Origin of the sequence: Mycobacterium shimoidei, from assembly GCF_900417275.1 — a bacterium.
In the GTDB taxonomy this organism is placed as follows: Bacteria; Actinomycetota; Actinomycetes; order Mycobacteriales; family Mycobacteriaceae; genus Mycobacterium; species Mycobacterium shimoidei.
In genome coordinates, this window is the sequence record NZ_UEGW01000001.1 from 675,929 (window position 1) to 699,996 (window position 24,068).

At 66.6% G+C, this 24,068-nt stretch carries 24 protein-coding genes; 11 read left to right on the forward strand and 13 right to left on the reverse strand.

The genetic code is table 11. The features are described from left to right. Positions 1–8: 8 nt before the first annotated feature. On the reverse strand, positions 9–1,169 hold the full coding sequence (locus MSP7336_RS03350; protein WP_069395974.1) for an XdhC family protein: 1,161 nt from the start codon (positions 1,167–1,169) through the stop codon (positions 9–11). 24 nt (positions 1,170–1,193) lie between these two features. Between MSP7336_RS03350 and MSP7336_RS03355 the strand changes: the two genes are divergently transcribed. Beyond that, positions 1,194–2,159, forward strand: coding sequence for a LysR family transcriptional regulator (locus tag MSP7336_RS03355; protein WP_113963034.1), 966 nt, complete (start codon positions 1,194–1,196; stop codon positions 2,157–2,159). Here the strand turns inward: MSP7336_RS03355 and MSP7336_RS03360 are convergent, their stop codons facing one another. The 6 genes from MSP7336_RS03360 to clpB all read right to left on the reverse strand — a co-directional run bounded on the left by MSP7336_RS03360 (position 2,160) and on the right by clpB (position 8,479). Continuing rightward, positions 2,160–2,807: a TrmH family RNA methyltransferase gene (locus MSP7336_RS03360; RefSeq protein ID WP_113963035.1), complete on the reverse strand. Its 648-nt coding sequence runs from the start codon at positions 2,805–2,807 to the stop codon at positions 2,160–2,162. It abuts the gene before it with no gap. Beyond that, the gene (locus tag MSP7336_RS03365) at positions 2,804–3,694 is read right to left on the reverse strand and encodes a putative periplasmic lipoprotein (protein ID WP_113963036.1); all 891 of its coding nucleotides are present in this window, start codon (positions 3,692–3,694) and stop codon (positions 2,804–2,806) included. The genes MSP7336_RS03360 and MSP7336_RS03365 overlap by 4 nt, the downstream gene beginning before the upstream one ends. A 5-nt stretch (positions 3,695–3,699) precedes the next feature. Then, entirely contained in the window at positions 3,700–4,233 is a 534-nt protein-coding gene (gene pyrE / locus MSP7336_RS03370; RefSeq protein ID WP_181786526.1) for an orotate phosphoribosyltransferase, read from the reverse strand. Continuing rightward, the gene (locus MSP7336_RS03375) at positions 4,220–4,996 is read right to left on the reverse strand and encodes an SDR family NAD(P)-dependent oxidoreductase (protein WP_113963037.1); all 777 of its coding nucleotides are present in this window, start codon (positions 4,994–4,996) and stop codon (positions 4,220–4,222) included. The genes pyrE and MSP7336_RS03375 overlap by 14 nt, the downstream gene beginning before the upstream one ends. A 24-nt stretch (positions 4,997–5,020) precedes the next feature. Then, positions 5,021–5,857 (reverse strand): trehalose monomycolate transport factor TtfA, encoded by an 837-nt coding sequence (gene ttfA / locus MSP7336_RS03380; RefSeq protein ID WP_069395980.1) that lies wholly within the window; start codon positions 5,855–5,857, stop codon positions 5,021–5,023. A gap of 75 nt (positions 5,858–5,932) precedes the next feature. Further along, positions 5,933–8,479: an ATP-dependent chaperone ClpB gene (gene clpB / locus MSP7336_RS03385; RefSeq protein WP_069395981.1), complete on the reverse strand. Its 2,547-nt coding sequence runs from the start codon at positions 8,477–8,479 to the stop codon at positions 5,933–5,935. Positions 8,480–8,939: 460 nt separating this feature from the next. On the opposite strand from clpB, the gene MSP7336_RS03390 reads away from it, so the two are divergent. Beyond that, a complete protein-coding gene (locus MSP7336_RS03390; protein WP_113963038.1) occupies positions 8,940–9,317 on the forward strand; it encodes an Rv0361 family membrane protein in 378 nt (125 codons plus the stop codon). Here MSP7336_RS03390 and MSP7336_RS03395 read toward each other — a convergent pair. Next, positions 9,314–9,766 carry an SRPBCC family protein gene (locus MSP7336_RS03395; protein WP_113963039.1) on the reverse strand — a complete coding sequence of 151 codons (453 nt, stop codon included), beginning with the start codon at positions 9,764–9,766 and terminating at the stop codon, positions 9,314–9,316. The genes MSP7336_RS03390 and MSP7336_RS03395 overlap by 4 nt on opposite strands. Beyond that, the gene (locus MSP7336_RS03400; RefSeq protein ID WP_069395984.1) at positions 9,763–10,131 is read right to left on the reverse strand and encodes an ArsR/SmtB family transcription factor; all 369 of its coding nucleotides are present in this window, start codon (positions 10,129–10,131) and stop codon (positions 9,763–9,765) included. Before MSP7336_RS03400 ends, MSP7336_RS03395 begins: the two co-directional genes overlap by 4 nt. 57 nt (positions 10,132–10,188) lie before the next feature. Here MSP7336_RS03400 and MSP7336_RS03405 point away from each other — a divergent pair, with 57 nt between their 5' ends. The 4 genes from MSP7336_RS03405 to MSP7336_RS03420 all read left to right on the forward strand — a co-directional run bounded on the left by MSP7336_RS03405 (position 10,189) and on the right by MSP7336_RS03420 (position 14,609). Beyond that, positions 10,189–10,860, forward strand: a complete 672-nt coding sequence (locus MSP7336_RS03405) for a GAP family protein (RefSeq protein ID WP_069395985.1) — start codon at positions 10,189–10,191, stop codon at positions 10,858–10,860. Between the two features lie 23 nt (positions 10,861–10,883). Continuing rightward, positions 10,884–12,056 carry an FAD-binding oxidoreductase gene (locus MSP7336_RS03410; RefSeq protein ID WP_113963040.1) on the forward strand — a complete coding sequence of 391 codons (1,173 nt, stop codon included), beginning with the start codon at positions 10,884–10,886 and terminating at the stop codon, positions 12,054–12,056. Positions 12,057–12,066: 10 nt separating this feature from the next. Then, positions 12,067–12,957, forward strand: coding sequence for an aldose 1-epimerase (locus MSP7336_RS03415; RefSeq protein WP_113963041.1), 891 nt, complete (start codon positions 12,067–12,069; stop codon positions 12,955–12,957). Positions 12,958–13,049: 92 nt separating this feature from the next. After that, on the forward strand, positions 13,050–14,609 hold the full coding sequence (locus MSP7336_RS03420) for a B12-binding domain-containing radical SAM protein (RefSeq protein WP_113964755.1): 1,560 nt from the start codon (positions 13,050–13,052) through the stop codon (positions 14,607–14,609). 1 nt (position 14,610) lies between these two features. Here MSP7336_RS03420 and MSP7336_RS03425 read toward each other — a convergent pair whose 3' ends face one another. The 4 genes from MSP7336_RS03425 to dnaK all read right to left on the reverse strand — a co-directional run bounded on the left by MSP7336_RS03425 (position 14,611) and on the right by dnaK (position 18,772). Next, entirely contained in the window at positions 14,611–14,985 is a 375-nt protein-coding gene (locus MSP7336_RS03425) for a heat shock protein transcriptional repressor HspR (protein ID WP_113963042.1), read from the reverse strand. Then, on the reverse strand, positions 14,985–16,172 hold the full coding sequence (dnaJ, locus tag MSP7336_RS03430) for a molecular chaperone DnaJ (protein ID WP_113963043.1): 1,188 nt from the start codon (positions 16,170–16,172) through the stop codon (positions 14,985–14,987). Before dnaJ ends, MSP7336_RS03425 begins: the two co-directional genes overlap by 1 nt. 75 nt (positions 16,173–16,247) lie before the next feature. Further along, positions 16,248–16,904, reverse strand: coding sequence for a nucleotide exchange factor GrpE (grpE, locus tag MSP7336_RS03435; RefSeq protein ID WP_069395990.1), 657 nt, complete (start codon positions 16,902–16,904; stop codon positions 16,248–16,250). Then, positions 16,901–18,772 carry a molecular chaperone DnaK gene (gene dnaK / locus MSP7336_RS03440; RefSeq protein WP_113963044.1) on the reverse strand — a complete coding sequence of 624 codons (1,872 nt, stop codon included), beginning with the start codon at positions 18,770–18,772 and terminating at the stop codon, positions 16,901–16,903. Before dnaK ends, grpE begins: the two co-directional genes overlap by 4 nt. 353 nt (positions 18,773–19,125) lie before the next feature. On the opposite strand from dnaK, the gene MSP7336_RS03445 reads away from it, so the two are divergent. The 5 genes from MSP7336_RS03445 to MSP7336_RS03465 all read left to right on the forward strand — a co-directional run bounded on the left by MSP7336_RS03445 (position 19,126) and on the right by MSP7336_RS03465 (position 24,060). After that, positions 19,126–20,898 carry a hypothetical protein gene (locus MSP7336_RS03445; protein WP_113963045.1) on the forward strand — a complete coding sequence of 591 codons (1,773 nt, stop codon included), beginning with the start codon at positions 19,126–19,128 and terminating at the stop codon, positions 20,896–20,898. 199 nt (positions 20,899–21,097) lie between these two features. Then, a complete protein-coding gene (locus tag MSP7336_RS03450) occupies positions 21,098–22,546 on the forward strand; it encodes an amino acid permease (protein ID WP_113963046.1) in 1,449 nt (482 codons plus the stop codon). Then, entirely contained in the window at positions 22,492–22,719 is a 228-nt protein-coding gene (locus MSP7336_RS24415; protein WP_113963047.1) for a hypothetical protein, read from the forward strand. The genes MSP7336_RS03450 and MSP7336_RS24415 overlap by 55 nt, the downstream gene beginning before the upstream one ends. Positions 22,720–22,760: 41 nt before the next feature. Further along, positions 22,761–23,399, forward strand: coding sequence for a TetR family transcriptional regulator (locus tag MSP7336_RS03460; protein WP_113963048.1), 639 nt, complete (start codon positions 22,761–22,763; stop codon positions 23,397–23,399). Beyond that, on the forward strand, positions 23,389–24,060 hold the full coding sequence (locus MSP7336_RS03465; RefSeq protein WP_113963049.1) for an enoyl-CoA hydratase/isomerase family protein: 672 nt from the start codon (positions 23,389–23,391) through the stop codon (positions 24,058–24,060). Before MSP7336_RS03460 ends, MSP7336_RS03465 begins: the two co-directional genes overlap by 11 nt. The last annotated feature ends 8 nt before the right edge of the window (positions 24,061–24,068 follow it).

The following is a 24,068-nucleotide window of genomic DNA, read 5'->3' on the forward strand; positions in this document are numbered from 1 at the left end:
AACGGGCGTCAATAGCGAGTTAAGGGATCGCTTAACTTGCCTTCCACCTCCTGGTCATGGTGGATCCGCCCACCGATTTCAGCCAACCGTTGGCCCCCACCGCCCCAGCGCCGGGCGATGATGTCCGCCGCGATGGAGACCGCCGTCTCCTCCGGTGTGCGGGCGCCGAGATCCAGCCCGATCGGGCTGGCCAGCCGGGCCAGCTCGGCGTCGCTCACCCCGGCCTCCCGCAGCCTGGCCACCCGGTCGTCGTGGGTTCGCCGCGATCCCATCGCCCCCACATAGCCGACCTCGGGCAGCCGCAGCGCCACCTTGAGCACCGGGACGTCGAACTTCGGGTCGTGGGTCAGCACGCAGATCACGGTGTACCGATCGATCGCGCCGGCCTCGGCCTGCGCCGCCAGATACCGGTCCGGCCAGTCGACGACGACCTCGTCGGCGGTCGGGAACCGGGCCGACGTCGCGAAGACCGGTCGGGCGTCGCAGACCGTGACGCGGTAGCCGAGGAACGATGCCTGCCGCGCGAGAGCGGTGGCGAAGTCGATCGCGCCGAACACCAGCATCCGCGGACGCGGGAATTGGCTCGACACGAACACTTCCAGGCCGTCGCCGAGACGCTCTCCGTCCGGGCCGAGGGTGAGGACTTCGCTGCGGCCCACCGCGAGCAGACCCCGTGCGTCGTCGGCGACGGCGGCGTCGGCTCGCGGCGAACCGAGCGATCCCGCCACCGAGTCGGGACGGATGACGAGCCGCCGCCCCACCCACCCGGCGTCCGGATGGGCGATGACGGTCGCGATCGCCACCGGCTGGTGCGCCTCGATGTCGTCGGCCACCGCGGCGAGTTCGGGGAACGTTGCCTGCGACACCGCCTCGATGAAGACATCGATGATGCCGCCGCATGTCAGGCCCACCGCGAAGGCGTCGTCGTCGCTGACCCCGTACCGTTGCAGCTGCGGTATCCCGGTGCGCGCCACCTCGGTGGCGCGTTCATAGACGTCGCCCTCCACGCAGCCACCCGACACCGACCCGCTCACGGACCCGTTCGGCGCCACCACCATCGAGGCGCCGGGCGGGCGCGGCGCCGACCGGAATGTACGCACTACGGTCCCCATTCCGGCGGTGCCGCCGGCGCGCCAGATCGACATCAGATCGGCGAGCACGTCACGCACGCATTCCAACGTAGGCTCAAACCCATGACCCCGGCTCAACTTCGGGCTTACTCGGCCGTGGTGCGCCTGGGTTCGGTCCGGGCGGCGGCCGAGGAACTGGGTGTCTCCGACGCCAATGTGTCGATGCACGTGGCCGCGTTGCGCAAGGAACTCGACGACCCCTTGTTCAACCGGACCGCCGCCGGTCTGGCGTTCACGCCCGGCGGGCTTCGGTTGGCCAGCCGGGCAGTCGAAATCCTCGGCCTGCAACAGCAAACCGCGATCGAAGTGACCGAGGCGGCGCACGGGCGCAGGCTACTGCGTATCGCCGCGTCCAACACGTTCGCCGAACACGCCGCGCCCGGCCTGATCGAGCTGTTTTCCTCGCGCGCCGACGACCTGTCCGTCGAGTTGAGCGTGCACCCGACAAGCCGATTCGCCGAGCTGATCTCTTCGCGCGCCGTCGATATCGCGCTCGGGCCGATTCACCGCAACCCGGCCGATATCGACGGCTCGATCGTGGTGCGGCCGTTTCTGAAGTATCAGATCATCACGGTGGCCTCGCCGGACAACCCGCTGGCCGTCGGCGCCCCGACCCCCGCCCTGCTGCGCGAGCAGCAGTGGATGCTCGGTCCGTCGGCGGGCAGCGCGGACGGTGAGATCGCCACGATTCTGCGGAATTTGGCGATTCCGGAGTCCCAGCAGCGCATTTTCCAAAGCGATGCCGCCGCCCTCGAGGAGGTGCAGCGCGCCGGTGGTGTGACGCTGACGATCGGCTTCGCGGTCGCCAAAGACCTTGCCGCGGGTCGCTTGACGCACGTGACCGGGCCAGGACTGCAGGAGTCCGGCGAATGGTGCGCGGCGACACTGTCGCCGTCGGCGCGCCAGCCCGCGGTCTCGGAGTTGGTGCGCTTCATCACCACTCCGCGCTGCACCCAGGCGATGATCCGGGGCAGCGGCGTCGGCGTGACACGGTTCCGCCCCAAGGTGCATGTCACGCTGTGGAGCTGATCACCACGCCTGGTCGATGTTTCCGTGCCGGGTGATCCACGCGTGCATGGCGATGCCGGCCGCGACCGCGACGTTGATGCTGCGCGTCGAGCCGAACTGGGCGATCGATACGGTCAGCGCCGCACCGGCGCGGGCGTCGTCGCTGATGCCGGGTCCTTCCTGGCCGAACACCAACAGGCAGTTGCGCGGCAGCGGTGTCCGCTCGAGGCGCGCCGCGCCGGGCACATTGTCGACGGCAACCACCGTCAGGCCCGCGTCCGCCGCGAACTCCAACAGGCCGGCGACGTCGTCGTGATGGCGCAGCCGCTGGTAGCGGTCGGTGACCATGGCGCCGCGGCGATTCCAGCGGCGACGGCCCACGATGTGCACCGTGTCGACGGCGAAGGCGTTGGCGGTGCGCACCACCGAACCGATATTGGCGTCATGGCCGAAGTTCTCGATCGCCACATGAAGCGGGTGTCGGCGCTTGTCGATGTCGGCGATGATCGCCTCCCGGGTCCAGTAGCGGTAGGCGTCGACGACGTTGCGGGTATCGCCATCGCGCAGCAGGGCCGGGTCATACCGGGGGTCGTCGGGAAGTTCTCCCTCCCAGGGGCCGACGCCACCGGACGAAGTGCCCCATTCGGTGGGGCCGGGGTGCTCGCTCATTGCGTGGTCCAGACGGCGGCGTGGGTGCCCACGACCGCGACGGTTGCATACAGCAGCGCTTGGTTGATCTCGCCTTGGGTGCACAGCGAGGTTTCCACGTGCACGGCGTCTAGCGACGCCTCGGGCAGCAGCAGCGCCGAGGACCCGTATGTCGAGCAGGCAACGCTGAGCCCGGGTGGCGGCAGCGTCGGTGCGGCCACCAGCATCATCGGTCCGCCGCGCGCGGCGGACTCGTCACGGTAGCGTTCTGCGACGGCGTTGACCGCCAGGCTCAGCAGCATGTAGCCGTTGCCGGTGAACACACCCGGCTCGCCCAGCGACTGCCGGCCCAGCTGCCGGCCGTCGGCGCGAAACGCCGACACGCTGGTGGTCTTGACCACCATGCCGATGTCGTTCTCCTTCGTCGGCAGCATTCCGACCGGAAAGGTGGCCGGATAGGCCGCCGCGGTGCCGGCGATCCGGTCCCGGGGCGAATACAGGTATACCCCGCGCACCGCGCTGCGGTCCTTGAGCGGGCCCAAACACACGCTGCCGCTGAGCCGGTCCGGTGATGCCGATGAAAGTCCCTGTATCACAATATTTTTCGCGCTATCGCAGCTGCCGATTCCGGTGGCCTCCATCGGGTGGGCCAGCGCGCCGTAGAGCCCGAAGCGCAGGTCGCCGGGTTTGGCGTGCGGCGCCGCCGGATCCGTCGCTGCCGCGTCGACGTCGACCACGACATGGTCGGCGTTCCAGCGCAGGTTCGATATTGAAACGTTCCAGCCCAGCACCGCCAGCGATTCGCCCAGCCGGGCGGATTGGGCGCCATATATGAGCGCAGGTGTTTTCGGCCCCGAGCAAGCGGTGACCAGCGCGAGCGTCGCCACCATCGCGATCAGAGTCCGCACGGTTTCTAACGCAGTCCCAGGTCCGACAACCCCAGCACGCTGCGGTATGGCAGGCCCTCGGCCTCAATCGCTTCAGCCGCGCCGGTGGCACGGTCGACCACCGTGGCCACCCCGACCACGTCACCGCCGGCCTCACGCACAGCGCGCACCGCGGTCAGCGCCGAGGCCCCGGTGGTGCTGGTGTCCTCCACCACCAGCACCTGCCGTCCGGCGATGTCTGGACCTTCGATAAGTCGTTGCATGCCATGGGTTTTCACTGACTTACGCACCACGAATGCGTCGATCGGACGGCCCGGCGCATGCATGACGGCGGTGGCGACCGGGTCAGCGCCCAGGGTCAGGCCGCCCACCGCGGCGTACTGCCAGTCGGCGGTGAGCTCGCGGATCAACCGGCCGATCAGCGGGGCGGCCCGATGATGCAGGGTGGCGCGGCGCAGATCGACGTAGTAGTCGGCCTGCTTGCCCGACGACAGCGTGACGCGGCCGTGCACCACCGACAGTGTGCGCACCAGCTCGGCCAGTTGGTCACGTTCGGCCACGGCCCTGGCCCAGTCGATTGGTGGTGAGGCGGGCCAAGTTTCGGGGCAGCAGGCGCACGGCGGCAGTGAGCGCCTTGTATTGCACGCCGGGAACGCTGATCACCTTGCCCTTGGCGATGTCGGCCAGGCTTTCCCGGACCACGTCGTCGACCTCGAGCCACATAAACGACGGCAGCGAGGACATGTCGATCCCGGCGCGACTGTGAAACTCGGTGTGTACGTAGCCCGGACACACCGCGTGAACACCAACGCCGGTGCCCTTCAGCCCGCCGGCGAGACCTTCGGTGAACGACACCACCCACGCCTTGGATGCCGAATAGGTCGACCCGCGACCCGACAGCAGCCCGGCAACGCTGGACACGTTGATGACGGTGCCCGCCCCCGCGTCCAGCATGGCCGGCAACGCGGCGCGGGTCAGTTGCATCACCGCGGTGACGTTGACATCCAGCTGAGCCTGCAGCAGCGCGGGATCGGCGGTCCAGAATTCGCCCGAGGTGCCAAAACCGGCATTGTTCACCAGCACTCGCACCCCGGTGGCCAGCCGGTCGGCGACCTTGGCGCGGTCGGCGGCGTCGGCGAGGTCGGCGGGCAGCACTTCGACGGAGCGCCCCGCCTGGTCGCGCAGCTCGCCGGCCAGTTGGGCGAGCCGGTCGACGTCGCGGGCCACCAAGACCAGGTCGTAACCGTCGGCGGCGTAACGCCGGGCAAAGCCGGCACCGATCCCGGACGTGGGCCCCGTGATCAGGGCAACGGGACGAGCCATGACCGACAGCGTAACTGCGGCCGATCAGCGCTGGTAATGCGTGGCCTGGTAACCGTTACGGCCCGGCGGCGGACGCCGGACGGCTCCGGTGCGGCCGCTCTCACGCCGTCCGGGCTCCGCTGCGGCGCGGCGCGGCGGCTCCGGTCGTGCCGCCGTATCGGCACGCCGTGGCGGCATTTCCGCCCGCGCGGCCGGGGCCAGCGGACGGCTCGGCGCCGCGTTGCGGCGCGCGCCCGGCCCCGGGGTCTGCTGCGGCACCGGCGGCAGCACCCGCAACAGGTCGTTGAAATGACGCACCGTGCGCAAACCTTCGTCCCACTGCGCGCGAGTACTGGAGATCGGCATGCTCACCAACGTCCAGTTCTCTTCGTTCCACATGATCTCGGCGCACTCCGGTGCGGTGTGGGCGAAGGTGACCATCCGCCGGTCGCACGCCCGCCGGGCCGCGTCCAGGTTGGTGGAGTACACCATCCGCGGCCCGATCGCGCCCAGCAGCCAAATGTCGTTCTCCCGCGGCTCTTTGAGGCCCTTGAGCCGCAAGTCGACGACGACGTTGGTGCCGACCTTGCGGTGCAAGGCGATGACCGTCGCGACTTCTTCGAGGTCGAAGATGTAGACGGCTTCGCCGCGGATCTGGCCGAGGACGACGTTGTGGGCCGTGACGTCGCCGACGGTCGACATCACCCCGCGCTTCCAGCGCTTGACGATGTCGGCGGATTCGGGTTCGTAGTCGAATCCGTGCGAACGCGCCCACGATTTGCGCCGGCGGCCCCGCCCCCGACGCCGATCGATGTCGACGTACAGCAGCACCACCGCACCGACGAAGCACAGCGCGGCAAGCGTGAACCAGAGCGGGACCATTGGGCGCAAGCTTACTTGCTAGTGACCCAGAATCACGATTGCTTGCAGGTCACAACCCCGTCACGTCTGCCGAGCTCAGCCGAGGATCAGCGACTCGCCGTCGGGGCTGACGTTGACCGGCACGGTGTCGCCGTCGTGCACGTCGCCGGCCAGCAGCATCTTGGCCAGCTGGTCGCCGATGGCCTGCTGAACCAGCCGCCGCAGCGGGCGCGCCCCGTAGACCGGGTCGAAGCCGCGCTGGGCCAGCCAGCGCTTGGCGGCAAGCGACACCTGAAGGGTCAGCCGTCGCTGCGCGAGCCGCTTGCCCAGCTGCGCCAGCTGGATGTCCACGATCTGCAGCAGCTCTTCGGGGTTGAGGCCCTCGAAGATCAGCACGTCGTCGAGGCGGTTGATGAACTCCGGCTTGAACGTGGCGCGCACGGCGTCCATCACCTGTTCCTCGCTGCCGCCGGCCCCGAGGTTGGAGGTCAGGATCAAGATGGTGTTGCGGAAGTCGACCGTACGGCCCTGTCCGTCGGTGAGCCGGCCCTCGTCGAGGACCTGCAGCAGCACGTCGAACACGTCCGGGTGAGCTTTCTCGATCTCGTCGAACAGCACCACCGTGTAGGGCCGCCGTCGCACCGCCTCGGTCAACTGGCCGCCCTGCTCGTAGCCGACGTAGCCGGGTGGCGCACCGACCAGGCGGGCCACCGAGTGCTTCTCGCCGTACTCGCTCATGTCGATGCGGACCATCGCCCGTTCGTCGTCGAACAGGAAGTCGGCCAGCGCCTTGGCCAGCTCGGTCTTACCGACACCGGTGGGACCGAGGAACATGAACGCTCCGGTCGGCCGGTTGGGATCGGCCACGCCGGCCCGGCTGCGGCGCACCGCATCGGACACCGCCTGCACCGGCTTCTTCTGGCCGACGACGCGTTTGGCCAGCTCGTCTTCCATCCGCAACAGCTTGGCGGTCTCGCCCTCCAGCAACCGCCCGGCCGGGATCCCCGTCCAGGCGGAGACCACGTCGGCGATGTCGTCCGGACCGACCTCTTCCTTGAGCATCATGGCCTCGCGGGCCTGCGCCTGCGGCAGTGCGGCTTCGAGTTTCTTCTCCACCTCCGGGATGCGGCCGTAGCGCAACTCGGCGGCCTTGGCCAGGTCGCCGTCCCGCTCGGCGCGCTCGGACTCGCCGCGCAGCGTCTCCAACTGCTCTTTGAGCTCGCGGACGGTATCGATGGCGTTCTTCTCGTTGTGCCAGCGAGTGGTCAGCTCGGCGAGCTTCTCCTTCTGGTCGGCCAGCTCGCTGCGCAGCTTCTCCAGGCGCTCCTTGGAGGCCTCGTCCTCCTCCTTTTCCAGCGCCATCTCCTCGATCTCCAGGCGCCGCACCAGCCGCTCGACCTCGTCGATCTCGACGGGCCGCGAGTCGATCTCCATGCGCAGCCGGCTGGCGGCCTCGTCGACCAGGTCGATGGCCTTGTCCGGCAGGAAGCGCGAGGTGATGTACCGGTCGGACAACGTGGCCGCTGCCACCAGCGCCGAGTCGGTGATCCGCACACCGTGGTGCACCTCGTAGCGGTCCTTCAGCCCGCGCAGGATCCCGATGGTGTCCTCCACCGACGGCTGACCGACGTATACCTGCTGGAAACGCCGCTCCAAGGCGGCGTCCTTTTCGATGTGCTTGCGGTACTCGTCGAGCGTGGTCGCGCCGACCAGCCGCAGCTCGCCGCGGGCCAGCATCGGCTTGATCATGTTGCCGGCGTCCATTGCGCCTTCGCCGGTGGCGCCGGCACCCACGATGGTGTGCAGCTCGTCGATGAACGTGATGATCTGCCCGGCGGCGTTCTTGATGTCATCGAGGACCGCCTTGAGCCGTTCCTCGAACTCGCCGCGGTACTTCGAGCCGGCCACCATCGAGCCGAGGTCCAGCGCGATGATCGTCTTATCGCGCAGGCTTTCCGGTACATCGCCGGCGACGATGCGCTGCGCCAAACCTTCCACGATCGCGGTCTTGCCGACGCCGGGCTCACCGATCAACACCGGGTTGTTCTTGGTGCGACGGCTCAGGACCTGGATGACGCGACGAATCTCGTTGTCACGTCCGATGACCGGGTCCAGCTTGCCTTCCCGCGCGCGAGCGGTCAGGTCGGTGGAGTACTTCTCCAGCGCCTGGTAGGTGGCCTCGGGGTCGGGACTGGTGACCCGGGCGCTGCCGCGCACCTTGACGAAAGCCTCCCGCAGCGCCTGGGGCGATGCGCCGTGGCCGGTCAGCAGCTTGGCGACGTCGGAGTCGCCGGTGGCCAGCCCGACCATCAGGTGCTCGGTGGAGACGTACTCGTCGTCGAGTTCGGTGGCCAGTTGCTGGGCGGTGGTGATGGCCGCCAGCGATTCACGGGACAGCTGCGGTTGCGAGCTGGCCCCGGTGATCTGCGGCAGCGCGTCGAGCAGGCGCTGGTTTTCAGCGCGCACAGTGGCGGGCTCGACACCGACAGCCTCCAGCAGTGGCGCGGCGATCCCGTCTTTCTGTGTCAGCAGCGCCAACAGCAGGTGCGCGGGCCGGATCTCCGGGTTGCCGGCCGCCGAAGCCGCCTGCAGGGCCGAAGTCAGCGCGGCCTGCGCCTTGGTTGTCGGGTTGAACGAGTCCACGACGACCTCCGTTCGGGGTCACAAGGGGTTGTCAAAAATGCTTCTCGGGATGTCTAACGCCGTCAAGGTTGAGTCTGTTCCGCTCAAGTTAAAAATTTTCGGCAGTATGACAGTTAGGCGTCGATACGTGAGCCTTCGCGACGCGGCGCAAGCAATGTCACAGAATGGAGCGCTATGTCGAGCTATCCACCGTCGATGCCGCCCTTGGGGCCGCCGGGCCCGCCCCCGGGGCCGGGGCCGCAGGGGGCGCAGCCACCGTGGGAGCCTTACCCCGACCAGTGGCCGCCGCCCCCGCCGCCGGGTCCCTACCCCCCGCCCCCGNGGCCATGCGCCGCCGGGCTGGCAGCCGGGCGGCGCATGGCCTCCGCCGCCCGGGGCGGCACCGGGCTGGGCGCCGGGCCCTGCCGGCTGGCCCGCGCCGCCGCCGGGGCCGCCACGGCGAAAGCTGACCGCGTGGATCGTGGCCGGAGCCGTCGCGCTTATCACGGCGGTGGTCGTCACCGCGGTGCTGCTCACGCAGGTGGCCCCCAAGCCGAAATCCGATGAGGCGCAGATCCGCGCCCTGATCGCCAAGGCGACAACCACCAACAGCTCCGACCTCAGCGAGTTCCGCGAGCTATGGTGCGCCAAGATCCAGCGCGTCATCGATCAGGTACAGCAATTCCACCCCACCTTGCCCGAGCCCCCATCGAAATCGCGCGGTCAAATCACCGTCAAATCCATCGAGATCGACGGTGACAAAGCCACTGCGACCATCGCCAACACCAACCACGGCAGAACCCGTGACGCCCAGATGACGTTCCGCAAAGAACGCGGCGAATGGAAGCTTTGCCTCTAGCCGCCGTCTAGCAGCTTGCCCAGCTGGGCCGCAATCCGAACCCAGCCTTTGCCCATGATGTCGCGGGAACGTCGCTGAACGACGTCATCGAGGTCAAAGCCAGTGTGCCGCAGGATGACTCGGGTGCCATGGCCCTCGGGATACAGAGTCCAGGAGACCATCCACGTCGCGGGTTGGCCGGATGCCGCATCGGCCCAGCTGATGGTCAGCTGCTTGCCCTCTTGCACCGCGATTACCTCGCACGCGATGTCACCGGAGAAGCCCACCGACGGCATTGGTTGGCCCCGAAACGTGAAACGGGTGCCGACAACCGGCGCAAAGCCACTGGGTTGCATCAGCCACCGCGCCATCAGCTCCGGCGTGGTCAGCGCCCGCCACACCCGTTCGGGTGGATGCGCATAGAACTGGTCGGCCTCGATGACCTGCGGGTCAGCGGTGGTGTCTGTCATGAATCTTCCTCTCCCCCGCAAGCGGGTGGTGGTCCGGCCATTTCGTCAAGCACCTCACCCAGCGCGGTCAACCGCTCGCGCCAGTACCGCTCATATGGGCTCAGCCAGGCCGAGATCTCTTGCAGCGGTTCGGCGTTGACCCGGTAGTGGCGGAACCTGCCCCGCTTCTCCTCGGCGACCAGTCCGCACTCGCGCAGCATCTTCAGGTGTTCGGACACGCTGGGGCGAGCCATATCGAAGCGCTCGGAGATCGCTGCCACGGTGCGCTCGCCGTCGAGCAGCATGTCGAGAATGTCGCGGCGGGTCGGGTTGGCCAATGCGGCAAAGATCGAGTCGGTGCGGTTGACCTTGGCGCGCTGCGGCACAGCCCAGATATTAGGTAGGATTTTTCCTACCTGTCAACTATCGGCTACCGTTCTCCCGTGGCGATCAGCTGGCTCTCAGAACTCACCGGACTCGGCTCGCTCGCGCTGGTTGTCGCGCTTTCCCCGCTGTCCGTCATCCCGGCCGTGCTGGTCTTGAGCACACCGCGGCCGCGGGCGACCAGCCTGGCGTTTCTGGCCGGCTGGGTCGTCGCCTTGGCGGCGCTCACCGCTTTGGCCATCGCGGTCTCGGGTTTGCTCGGCGGGTTGCAGAAATCGCCGCCGGTCTGGGCGTCGTGGCTGCGGATCGTCGCCGGTGCAGCACTGGTCGTGTTCGGCATTTATCAGTGGCTGACCCGGGAACGCCATACCGAGATGCCGGGCTGGATGCGCTCGCTCACCACCGTCACCCCGCCGCGCGCCGGGGTGCTGGCCGCGGTACTGGCCGTGATACGACCCGAAGTGTTATTTGTTTGCGCGGCAGCCGGTTTGGCGATCGGCAGTGCGGGAGCGGGCACGGACCGAGTGTGGATAGGGGCCGCCTACTTCGTGGGCATCGCGGCATCCACGGTCGCGGTCCCGGTGCTCGCCTACACCGCCGCGGGTGATCGCCTCGACGAACCGCTGAACCGGCTGAAAACGTGGATGGAGCGCCACCACGCCGCCATGGTTGCCGTCGTCCTGATCGTGATCGGTGTGGTGGTGTTGTACAAGGGAATTCGCCACGTCTGAGGCCGCGCATAAAATCGGCGCCCGTGGGGCTGGAGAACCGGGACGCGCTGCAGCTGTTGCGCGCTGCCTTCGACGAGGAGGCCGCGCGCGACGCCGACAGCTTCGTCGGGCGGTTCTACACCCGCTGGTTTTCCCTTGACGTCGCGTTGCGCGACCTGTTCCCACCGGACATGGCCCGCCAGCGGGCGGCCTTTGCCCACGCGCTGAACTGGGTGTACGGCGAACTGCTGGCGCAGCGCGCTCAGGCGCCGGTGGCGTTTTTGGCCCAGCTGGGCCGCGACCACCGCAAGTACGGGGTCGCCCCGAAGCACTACGAGACGTTGCATCAGGCGCTCTACACCACGCTGCGCGACGAGCTTGCCGAGGCCTGGACCGACGCGGTCGACGAAACCGCCCGACAGTCGCTGAATCTCATCACCGGGGTGATGAGTGGCGCCGCCGACGCCGACGAGGGGCCGGCCTGGTGGGACGGCACGGTGATCGAACACCTGCGAGTGTCGCGCGACCTCGCGGTGATCCGGCTGCAACTCGACCGCGCGCTGCATTATCACCCCGGCCAGTACGTCAACGTGGCGATCCCGCAATGCCCGCGTAGGTGGCGCTACCTCACACCCGCTATCCCGCCGGACGAGAGCGGCGGGATCGAGTTCCATGTGCGCGCGGTTCCCGGTGGGCTGGTGAGCAACGCCATCGTCGGGGAAACCCGGCCCGGTGACCGGTGGCGGCTGTCGAGTCCGCACGGCGCGATGCAGGTCGACCGCGACGGCGGCGACGTGCTGATGGTGGCGGGCAGCACCGGTCTGGCGCCGCTGCGCTCGATCGTCATGGATCTGGCCCGCTGGGCGCATAACCCGCGGGTGCACATGTTCTTCGGCGGCCGCTACCCGTGCGAACTGTACGATTTGCGAACGCTGTGGCAGATCGCCGCACACAATCCCTGGCTGTCGGTGTCGCCGGTTTCGGAGTACACCAGCGACCCGGCGTGGGCCGGCGATTATCCGGACGTGACACCGCCGCGCGGGCTGCATGTCCGACAGACCGGACGGCTTGCGGACGTGGTCACCAAGTACGGCAACTGGAGCGACCGCCAAATCTTGATCTGCGGCGGACCGGACATGGTTCGTGCCACCAAGGCGGCGCTGATCGCCAAAGGGGCTCCGCCCGAACAGATTCAGCACGACCCACTGTCGGGCTAGGCTGGCCGCTGTGCACATAGTCACGCTGCGCGACGCGTCGTCGCCGGTGGCGGCGCAGTTCGTTCCCGACACCGGGATGATCGGCACGTCGCTCACCGACGACGGCGTGGAACTGCTCGGTCAGCGTCGCGGACTGGACGCCTACATCGCCGACGCCAAGACCATGGGTATCCCGCTGCTGTATCCGTGGGCAAACCGCTTGGGCGACAACACCTATACCGCCCACGGGAAGACGGTCACGCTGGTTCCGGGCCAAGGCGGCGTGCGCGCCGATGCCAACGGGCTCCCGATCCACGGCGTGCTGGCCGGCTATCCGAACTGGCGGGTCCTGGCCGAGTCGGCCGACGAGATCACCGCCGAACTCGATTTCGGCGCGGATCCCAAACTGCTGGCCAGCTTCCCGTTCCCACACCTGCTGGCGGTGAGCGTGCGACTCGCCGACCGGACACTGACGGTGCGCACCGCGGTGACACCGACCGCAGACAAAGCGGTCCCGTCGTGTTTCGGGTTTCACCCCTATCTGCAGTTGCCGGACGTGCCACGCAGCCAGTGGGTTATCGAGACGCCACCGCTGCGACATCTGGCCCTCGACGAGCGTGGACTGCCCACCGGGCAAGCCTCTCGTCAACAGGCTGCTGTTGAACCATTGGGCGACAAGGCTTTTGACGACGGATACGACGAGGTCGCCGACGGCGCGGTGTTCGCGGTCTCCGGAGGCGGGCGTCGTATCGAGGTGCATTTCGATCGCGGTTATCCGGCGGCGCAGATCTTCGCGCCACCGGGCGAAGATGTGGTGTGCTTCGAACCGATGGCCGCACCCACCGACGCGCTGCGCCGCGGCGACTACCCGCTCGCCCGTCCGGGTGACTCGGCGGTCGCCCAGTTCTCGATCCGGGTCTGATCGGCACCGAAACGCTGTTAGACTGCCGCCAGTAGGTGGGGTGCCGTTCGGTGGAGCATCACGATCCACCACTTTCGTCGAGGTAGGCGATGATGACCGATATCGTTTTCGTCAATCCCCGGTTCGAGGTGTCGTACTGGGGACTCGAACATGCACTTCCCGTGCTGGGCAAAAAGTGCAACCTGCCGACCGCCTGTTTGCCGCTGCTGGCCGCGCTGACGCCGCCCGAGCATTCGGTGACGATCGTCGACGAGAATGTCGAGCCGCTCGACTACGACCGGCTGGCGCGGGCGGACATCGTGGGACTCACCGGCATGATCGTCCAGCGCCATCGCATGCGCGAGATTCTGCGTGAGCTCAAAGCCCGTGGGGTCTTCACCGTCGTCGGCGGCCCCTGGGTCAGCGTGCGGGAAGATTACTTTGAGGGCTTGCCCGACGTGATCTTCGTCGGCGAAGCCGAGACAAGCTGGCCGCAGTTTCTCCAAGAGTGGGCGCAGGGGCGGCATCAACGCCGCTACGAGCAACCCGAAGCGACCGACATGACCAAGGTGCCGGTCCCGCGCTACGACCTGCTCAGGGTCAAGGACTACCTGTTCGGCAGCATCCAGTTCAGCCGCGGCTGCCCGTTCCAGTGCGAGTTTTGCGACATCATCATCATGTTCGGCCGTAGGCCGAGGCTGAAGACGAGCGCACAGGTGATCGCCGAGTTGGAGGCGATGCGCAAGCAGCATCTGAAAATCGCTTTCATCGTCGACGACAACCTGATCGGCAACAAGGTCGCGGTGAAGAAGTTGCTGCGCGATATCGCTGACTGGCAGGCTGCCGAGGGATACCCGTTCACGTTCTTCACCGAGGCGTCGCTCAACCTCTCCGAAGACGACGAGCTGATGCAGTTGATGGACGCGGCCAACATCGTGACCGTCTTCATCGGCATCGAGAGCCCTAACGAAGATTCTCTGAAAGAGACCAAGAAGTATCAAAACGTTCGCAAAGGCGGGTCGATTGTCGACCGCGTTCGCAAGGTGCAGGACTCCGGAATCGAAGTCTGGTGCGGCATGATCGTCGGCTTCGACCATGACGATGCCCGGATCTTCAAGGCGCAGCACGAGTTCGTGCGTCAGACCGACATCATGCACGCGATGGTCGGCATGCTGTCGGCCATCCCGAAGACACCGCTTTACGCCCGGCTGAAAGATGAAGGGCGCCTCGATCTCGATGACGAACAGACGTTCGGCACGAACGTCATTCCGCTGGGCATGACTCGCGACGAGTTACGCGACGGGTACATCGGCCTGATGCAGGAGTTGTACGAGCCGGACTTCTACTTTGAGCGGCTCGAGAATTTGTTCCTCACACGCGAATTCAAGTGGGCCCGCGCGCGCGAAGCCTACTGGCGCCGGCATCCATGGCGGAAATGGAAGTCGCAGTCCCTCGATGCTCTGCTGGCCGTCGGCTTGTTCCTACGGCTGATGAAAAACATTCCCGACCCAGAGTTGCGCCGGATCTATCGCCGTCGCATGACCACCATGGCCCTGCGGCGGCCGGACCCGCAGCTGCTGTTCATCTGCGTGATCAAGTGCGCGATGCATTACCACCACTACACGATGACCCGTCAGATGCTCGAGCAGCGGAGCCTGGTCAACACGTTCTGAGCTAGCGCCGCGGCCTCCAGACCACCACGGCGGTGCTCTTGGGCATGACGGCGAGGTCGCGGCGCCGGTTGGCGCGCAGTGCCTCGATCTCGGCGGCCATTTCGGCCACCCGCGCCTGCAGCGCCTCGACCTGGTTGGTCAACTCGATGATGCGCTTGATGCCGGCGAGGTTGACGCCCTCATCCTGGGAGAGCCGCTGCACCTCGCGCAGCAACTCCACGTCGTGTTCGGAATACCGCCGCCCGCCACCGGCACTGCGCTTCGGCCTGACCAAGCCGAGCCGGTCATAGGTACGCAACGTTTGGGCGTGCATCCCGGCCAGCTCGGCGGCCACCGAGATGAGAAACGTTCGGGCGCTTTCCTTTTTCTTAGCCATCACCGATTACCTGCCCATCCAGCCCGCGGATCGAAGCCGCTGGCCCGCTCGGCGGCAGCGTAGGCCTCGAGCGCTTCCTTCGCGGCACCTTTCAGGTCCGGTGGGACGGCGACCTTCACAGTGACGAGTAAGTCGCCGGCACCGCCGCTGCGCTTGGGCACGCCGCGCCCCCGCACCCGCAGGATGCGGCCGTCGGCGGTGCCCTTGGGCACCCGGACACCGACCCGACCGTCCAGCGTTGGCACTGAAAGCGTTGTGCCCAAAGCTAATTCGGAGAAGCTCACGGGTACTGTCACGGTCAGGTCGTCGCCGTCGCGTCCGAAGACCGGGTCCGGGCGCACGTGCACGGTGACGTAAAGGTCACCCGAGGGGGCGCCCCGCAGCCCGGCCTCACCCTGTCCGGGCAGCCGGATCCGTTGTCCGTCCTCGACACCCGGCGGGATCCGCACGTTGATGGTGCGAGTGCGGGTGGTGACACCGGTTCCCTTGCACTGGTCGCACGGGTGCTCGATGATCGACCCGCTGCCACGGCAATCCGTACACGGCTCGGAGAATCCGAAAGCGCCTTGGTTGCGGCTGATTACGCCCGACCCGTTACAGGTGGCGCACACCTTGGGACTGGTGCCCGGCCGGGCTCCGCTGCCATGACAGTTGGTGCACGGCGCCGGGCTGGTCAGCCGCAGCGGCATCGCCACGCCCTTGGTGGCCTCCAGGAAGCTCAGCTCGGCTTCGGTCTCCAGGTCGTTGCCGCGCCGTGGCCGGCTCGGGCGCGGCGAGGCGCCACGGCCGAACAAGCCGCCGAACAGGTCGCCGATGTTGGTGCCGCCGGTGCGGCCCGCGGCGTCGAACAGATCGTTGAGGTCGAATTCGACGCCGTCGGAGCCGTAGCCGCGCATTCCGAAGCCGCCGAAACCACCGCCGCCGTTGAACCGGCGACCAAATCCGCCACCGGAGAACAGCCGACGGGTTTCGTCGTATTCTTTGCGCTTCTCCGGGTCCGACAGCACGCTGTTGGCTTCGGAGACGGCCTTGAACCGCTCCGCGGCGCTCGGGTTGTTCGGGTTCCGGTCGGGATGCAGTGAGGCAGCCAGCTTTCGGTAGGCCCGTTTGATTTCGTCTTGGCTGGCGTCAGGGGAGACGCCCAACTCCTTGTAGAAGTCCTTTTCGACCCACTCGCGTTGGGCCATGTCGCGTCACCCCCTCTCACCTTCCTGGGTAACTGTGCGTTTCTAGATCCTCTTCAACTTCAACTTCCCGGCGCCTTACGATTCTGCGTTCTGCTCATCGGTCTCGGTGTCGTTATCGGCCGCTTCGGCCGCCTCGCCGCCCACCGCTGGAGCGTCGGCCTCCTCCGGGACAGTGTCGACGACACTGACCAAGGCGTGCCGCAGGATCTGATCGCCGAGCTTGTAGCCCCGCCGCATGACGTTGCCGATCACCGGCTTGGTGCCCGGGGCCCCGTCACCTTCATGCTGGACGGCCTCGTGCAACTCCGGGTCGAAGTCCTCGCCCTCGGCGCCGAACGCAGCCAAGCCCAAACCGGACAAGACGTTGATCAGCTTGTCGGCGACCGACTTCAGCGGCCCCGACTCCAGGTCACCGTGGCTGCGCGCCCGGTCGAGATCGTCGAGCACGCCCAGCAATTGGCTGACCACAGTGGCCTTGGCGCGGTCGGCCGCCACCTGCTGGTCGCGCAGCGCCCGCTTGCGGTAGTTGGCGAAGTCGGCGTGCGCCCGCTGCAGATCGGCGGTCAACTCGGCGACCTTGTCGGCGGTCTCCGACCCCTGCGGCGCCGTGGCGTGCGGCGCCGGCCCGCTGGGGGCCGACCCGGACGCCACGTGGCGCACTTCGCCGGTTTCGGGGTCAATCCGCCGCTTGTCGGTGACTGTTACCTGTTCGTGTGGGTTGCCTTCGGTCATTTGGCCTCCCGATCGTCATCGACCACCTCGGCGTCCACCACGTCGTCGGCACCGCCGGCTGCTCCATCGCCGCTGGGGCCGGCGCCGCTGGCGGCCTGCGCAGCCTGGGTCGCCTCGTAGATGGCCTGACCCAGCGCCTGCGACTCTTGGCCGAGCTTCTCCATGGCCGACTTGATGGCGCCGATGTCGGTGCCCTCCAACGCCTTCTTCGCGTCAGCGACGGCGGCGTCGACCTTGTTCAGCGTGTCCTCGGGCACCTTCGAACCGCCCTCGGACGCTGCACTCCGTTGTTCAGCGACGAACTTCTCCGTCTGGTAGACCAGCGTCTCGGCCTGGTTGCGGACGTCGGCCTCCTCGCGCCGCTTGCGGTCTTCCTCGGCGTGCGCCTCGGCGTCCTTGATCATCCGCTCGATCTCCTCCTTGGACAGGCCGGAGCCCTCTTGGATGCGGATCGTGTTCTCCTTGCCGGTGCCCTTGTCCTTGGCGGTGACGTGGACGATGCCGTTGGCGTCGATGTCGAAGGTGACCTCGATCTGCGGCACGCCACGCGGCGCCGGCGGGATACCGGTCAGCTCGAAGGAGCCGAGCAGTTTGTTGTGCGCGGCGATTTCGCGCTCACCCTGATAGACCTGGATCTGCACCGACGGCTGGTTGTCGTCGGCGGTGGTGAAGGTCTCCGACCGCTTGGTCGGGATCGTGGTGTTGCGCTCGATCAGCTTGGTCATCACGCCGCCCTTGGTCTCGATACCCAGCGATAGCGGCGTAACGTCAAGCAGCAGAACGTCTTTCACCTCGCCCTTGAGCACACCGGCCTGCAGCGCGGCACCCACGGCCACCACCTCGTCGGGGTTGACGCCCTTGTTGGGCTCCTTGCCGCCGGTGAGCTCCTTGACCAGGTCGGTCACCGCGGGCATACGGGTGGAACCGCCCACCAGCACGACGTGGTCGATCTGGGACACCGAGATGCCGGCGTCCTTGATCACCTGCTGGAACGGCTGGCGAGTGCGATCCAGCAGATCTTGGGTGATCTTCTGGAACTCCGCGCGCGTCAGCTGCTCGTCGAGGAACAGCGGGTTCTTGTCGGCGTCGACGGTGATGTAGGGCAGGTTGATCGACGTGCTGGCCGAGCTGGACAGCTCGATCTTGGCCTTCTCGGCCGCTTCACGCAGCCGCTGCATGGCCATCTTGTCCTTGGTCAGGTCGATCCCACTGGTGCCCTTGAACTTGTCCACCAGCCAGTTGACGATCCGGTCGTCCCAGTCGTCACCACCGAGGTGGTTGTCACCCGAGGTGGCGCGCACCTCCACAACACCCTCGCCGATTTCCAGCAGCGAGACGTCGAACGTGCCGCCGCCGAGGTCGAACACCAGGATGGTCTGCTCTTTCTCACCCTTGTCCAAGCCGTAAGCGAGCGCGGCCGCGGTCGGCTCGTTGACGATCCGCAGCACGTTCATGCCGGCGATCTGGCCGGCTTCCTTGGTTGCCTGGCGCTGGGCGTCGTTGAAGTACGCCGGGACGGTGATCACGGCGTCGGTGATGTCCTCACCGAGGTAGCTTTCGGCGTCGCGCTTCAGCTTCATCAGAATGCGAGCGCTGATCTCCTGCGCCGTGTATTTCTTGCCGTCGATCTCGATCTTCCAGTCGGTGCCGATGTGTCGCTTGACCGACCGCACCGTGCGGTCGACGTTGGTCACCGCCTGGTTCTTTGCGGGCTGGCCGACCAGCACCTCGCCGTTGCGCGCGAACGCGACGACCGACGGGGTGGTCCGGGAGCCCTCGGAGTTGGCGACGACGACGGGGTCACCGCCCTCCAGCACTGAGACGACGGAGTTGGTGGTCCCGAGGTCGATGCCGACCGCACGAGCCATGATGAATCCTCCCTGATAGACGAGCTTTGTGGGGCACTACACTGCTGAGTGAACCCGGCTCAAGACTGCCTGCGTCGCCGCAGCGGTGTCAAGCTAGGGTTGAGCCTGATCCACTCAAGTTATCGTTCATCCTAACGGCACCGCCGACAGGTTTGTTCCCGGGCCGACTGATGCACTTGTTGGGCTCTTCTGTGCCAACGTTTTGCGCCGCCAATGCCTTCAATTGCAAAATCCAAAAATTTTCTGTGAACGGGTTGACAACGCAGAGCAGCCGAGTAACTTACGGCCCGTAAGTTACTTGAAAGTAGGGTGGGTAATTCCTTAGTCGGCTGCACAGTTTGGGAGGTGCCCCGATGAATCGTCGTATCTACGCAGCCGCTGTTGCCGCCGTGACCGGGACGGGCATGCTGACCGCCGCGTTGCTGCAGGCGGCTGTCGCCACTGCCGCTCCCGGTGAAGACGCCTTCACCATCGACGGCTTCACCTTCGATCCCATGACATTGGATGACGGCGAGGGATTCAATCCGGTCGACGCGCTCAACACTTCTCCGCCGCTGTTGACCCTGGGCGGCGGGATAGTGACCCTGTTCGGTCAGTCCCTCAACACCGCTCCGCAGAGCTTCGACGTGTACAGCGGCAGCGGGTCAAGCGCCACCGGCCTCGGCAGCATCAATACCGGGGTCGTCGCCGCGAACCTGTTGGGACTGCCCAACACTGAGTTCACCGTCACCGAGGTCACGCCGGTCTCCGGTGTGGACGCCTCGGGGCTTCCGGCGGTGGGAACGGTCTACGACGTCCTCAACCTCGGCAACGGCACCTACAACGTCTATACGGCCACCCCGGGTGCCGACGGCACCGTCACCGACACCCTGGTGACCCCCTTCGGCAACGTCAACCTGGACTCGCTGTTTGCCGGCGTCAATGCCGCGAACCCGCTGCAGCCAGGCGACGCCTTCGCCGGTTTGCAGGGCGACAGCGTCATCGGCGATGAAGCCTTCACCATCGGCAACATCACCTTCGACCCGATGACGGCCGCCGGGTCCGAGGGCTTCGACCCTGTCAGCCCCCTCGTCGGTGTGCCGCCGCTGTTGAGCCTCGGCGGCGGCACGATCTTCGGCGACGCCGGCGGCGAGTCCCCGCTCACAGGCTTTTTGTCCCTTGCTCCTCAAGCCTTCGACGTCTACACCGGCACCGGATCGAGCGCCACCCTGATCGGTAGCATCACCACCGGTGAGGACGTGACGAGTCTTTTTGGCCTGACCAACACCCAGTTCACCGTCGACACCGTCACCCCCGAAGCCGGTAACACGGCTGACGAGACAGCGGCGCTGCCGGTAGGCGGAACGGTCTACGACGTGTTCAACCTGGGCAACGGCTGGGAGAACATCTACGTCGCGACGCCGACCATCGGAGACACCAGCGGCACCGTCACCGACACCTTCGTGACGCCGTTCGGCAACATGGACCTGAGTGCACTGTTCGGCGGCATCAACGCGGCCGATGCCCTCGATCCGGGTGCGGCCTTCACCGGTCTGCTGGCCGACGACACCGACCTCGGTGACCACGCCTTCGCCCTCGGCGGCTTCATTTTTGACCCCAGCACCAACGCGAGCCCCGCGACCGAAGGCTTCAACCCGATCCACTCGCTCCTTGGTGCTGCGCCGTTCCTGAACATCGGCGGCGGCACGGTCTCCTTATTGGGTTCGAGTCTGCCCATCGATACCCAGAACTTCACCGTCTACGACAGCAGCGGGGCAGAGGTCGCGACCATCACCAGCAACCTGAACAATGTGTCGAACCTGTTTGGCCTGGCCAACACCGAGTTCACCGTCGCGACTGTCACCTCGGCAACCGGGGAAGCCGACGCGAACCTGCCGACGGTGGGAACGGTCTACGACGTGTTCAACCTGGGCAACGGCTGGGAGAACATCTACATCGCCACCCCCGGGGCCGACGGCACGGTCATCGACACCTTCGTGACGCCGTTCGGCAACATCGACCTGAGTGCGCTGTTCGACAGCTTCAACGCGGCCAACCCGCTCGACCCGGGTGAAGCCTTCGCGGGTCTCGATGGCCTGGCGGCCGCGGTTTCGGCCATGGATCCGCTGGCGTTCCTCGGTTTCTGAGGTTCATCGAGTAGCCCGGGCCACCGGCGGCCCGGGCTACTCGGCGCTACCGTGACGCCGCCGACAGGCTCGTCCCCACGCTCCACAATGAGGGGCGACGACACCGCCCGGAGCCGTCGGATACCCTGATCACCAGCCCTTTTGCATCAGTTGGTGCCCGCGTCGCGGCGATGCACCCGGCCACGAAGATAGGAACGCGATGCCACCGCTGCCCGACGCGCCCACTCCGGCGGCACGTGACACCGCCCGGGAGGCGCTCACCCGAGAAGACGCGGGGTATCACCACGATCTCAAGCCCCGGCAGCTGCAGATGATCGCCATCGGCGGTGCCATCGGGACCGGGCTGTTCCTGGGCGCCGGAGGGCGGCTGGAGTCCGCCGGCCCCGGCCTGTTCCTCGCCTACGCGATCTGCGGCGGCTTCGTGTTCTTGATCTTGCGGGCACTCGGCGAACTGGTCCTGCATCGCCCGTCGTCGGGTTCGTTCGTGTCCTACACCCGCGAGTTCTACGGCGAGAAGGCGGCTTTCGTCGCCGGCTGGATGTATTTCTTGAACTGGTCGATGACCGGGATCGTGGACTCCACCGCGATCGCCAAGTACTTCCACTATTGGACGGCGTTTCACGCCATCCCGCAGTGGACGTTGGCGCTCATCGCGTTGGTGGCGGTGGTGTCGGTGAACATGATCTCGGTCAAGCTCTTCGGTGAATTCGAATTCTGGGCCGCACTGATCAAAGTGGCGGCATTGATGACGTTCTTGGTCGTCGGCACGATCTTCTTGGCCGGCCGCTTCCAGATCGACGGCCACGACACCGGATTGAGTGTGTGGGCCAACCACGGCGGATTCTTCCCGGCCGGTTTGCTACCGCTGGTACTCGTCACCTCCGGCGTTATATTCGCCTATGCCGCAGTAGAACTGGTCGGCACGGCGGCCGGGGAGACAGCCGAGCCGGAAAAGGTCATGCCGCGCGCCATCAATTCGGTGGTGGCCCGCATCGCGATCTTCTACGTCGGATCGGTCGCACTGTTGGCGCTGCTGTTGCCGTATACCGAATACAAAGAACATGAAAGCCCGTTCGTGACGTTCTTTACCAAGATCGGCTTCGGCGGCGCCGGCACCGTTATGAACGTCGTCGTGCTGACCGCAGCGTTTTCCAGTCTAAATGCGGGGCTGTATTCCACCGGCCGAATCCTGCGGTCGTTGGCAATCAACGGCAGCGGACCGAAGTTCACCGCGCGGATGTCGAAAAATGGTGTGCCCTACGGCGGAATCCTGTTGACCAGCATGATCGGCCTGTTCGGTGTGGTGCTCAATGCCGTCCGACCGGGGCAAGCCTTCGAAATCGTGCTCAACATCGCCGCGCTGGGCGTCATCGCGGCCTGGGCCTCGATTGTGGCGTCGCAGATCCGGCTCTACCAGCTGGCCAAGGCCGGAACAATGCAGCGGCCGCGATTCCAGATGCCATGGGCCCCGTACAGCGGCTACGCCACGCTGCTGTTTTTGGCGGCGGTGCTGGTACTGATGATCTGCGACCATCGGCGCGGCCCGTGGATCATCGCGACGCTGGTGTTGGGCCTCCCAGCCCTGATCGGGGGATGGTATCTGGTCCGGCACCGGGTGATGGCCAACGACTTGCGGGCACGCCGATAAGCCGCAACCGATATGCCGCGACACCGCCGCTGTACGGCGTGGTGTTGGTCTTTCTCGCGATCGCGATCGTCACCGTCACCGCCTATTTGCGCGCTGGCTGGTTGTCGCTCGTCGGCTACAGCCTCGCCGCGGTCATTGCCACAGCGGGCTCTGCGCTGGCATTCCGCGACTAGCCGGCTTTGTAACAGAGCAGACGCTCTGTTATTGTGGGGCGATGCCGCGCCCTCGCGTGTACGACCCGGACCGGGTGCTCGACGCCGTCGAGTCACTGGCCGTGGCGTCCGGCCCGGCCGCCGTGACGATCCGCGCGATCAGTGCGGCCGTCGGGGTTTCCAACGGCGCGGTCTACCACACGTTCGGATCGCGCGCCGGCCTGATCGGGCAAGCCTGGCTGCGTGCCGGACGTCGATTCCTCACCGTGCAAACCACATCTGTCGATGAGGCGCTGTCGACCCCGGGCTCGCCGGCCGCCGTCGAGGCGGTAGTGGCCGCGGCCGAGGTGCCAGTGCTGTTCGCCGAGCAGTATCCGAATTCTTCCAAACTGCTCTTGACCGTGCGTCGCGAAGAATTGCTCAGCGAGGAATTACCCGACGAGATCGCCGCCGAGCTAGAAGATCTGGACCAATCGCTGGTCGGGTTGCTGATTCGACTCGCAGCCGCACTGTGGGAGCGCAAAGACGCCCGCGCCGTTGACGTCATCACCACTTGCGTCGTCGACTTGCCGACCGCCATCCTGCTGCGCCGGGATCGCCTGGGTAGCGCGACAGCACGCGAGCATCTGCGCGCCGCTGTTCGAGCGGTCTTGGCGGTCGGACCACCACCTCTCGGAAAGGGAAAGAATCATGGCCATTAGCCTGCGTTATGAGGAGAAGATCGCAATTCTCGAACTCGGTGACGATGAAAACCGCTTCTCACCAAGCTTTCTCGACGAGATGGATGCCCACCTCGACGAGGTCGTCAACGGTGCGCAAGGCTTGGTGACCACCGCCGGCGGCAAGTTCTACACCAACGGCCTCGACCTGGATTGGCTGGCGGCACATGGTGACCAGACGCAGTGGTATGTCGGACGGGTGCAAGCCATGTTGGCCCGAGTGCTGACGTTGCCCGTTCCCACGGTGGCCGCGATCGTCGGCCACGCGTTCGGTGCCGGCGCAATGTTGGCGCTGGCGCACGACTTTCGGGTGATGCGTACCGACCGCGGCTACTTCTGCTTCCCCGAAGCCGACATCCGCATCCCGTTCACTCCCGGCATGGCCGCACTGATCCAGTCCAAACTGACCCCGCAGGCCGCGGTCGCCTCGATGACGACGGGCCGGCGTTTCGGCGGCGGCGATGCCGAAAGTCACGGCCTGGTCGACGCGACGGCACCCGAGGGTGCCGTGACGGCCGCCGCGGTGGACCTGATGCGTCCGCTCGCCGGCAAGGATCCCGGCACGTTGGGGGCCATCAAGCACACCATGTTCGGCCCCGCGGTGCAGGCGCTGACCGCGGATACGGCCGGCCACCGAGAGTGAATCCTTGG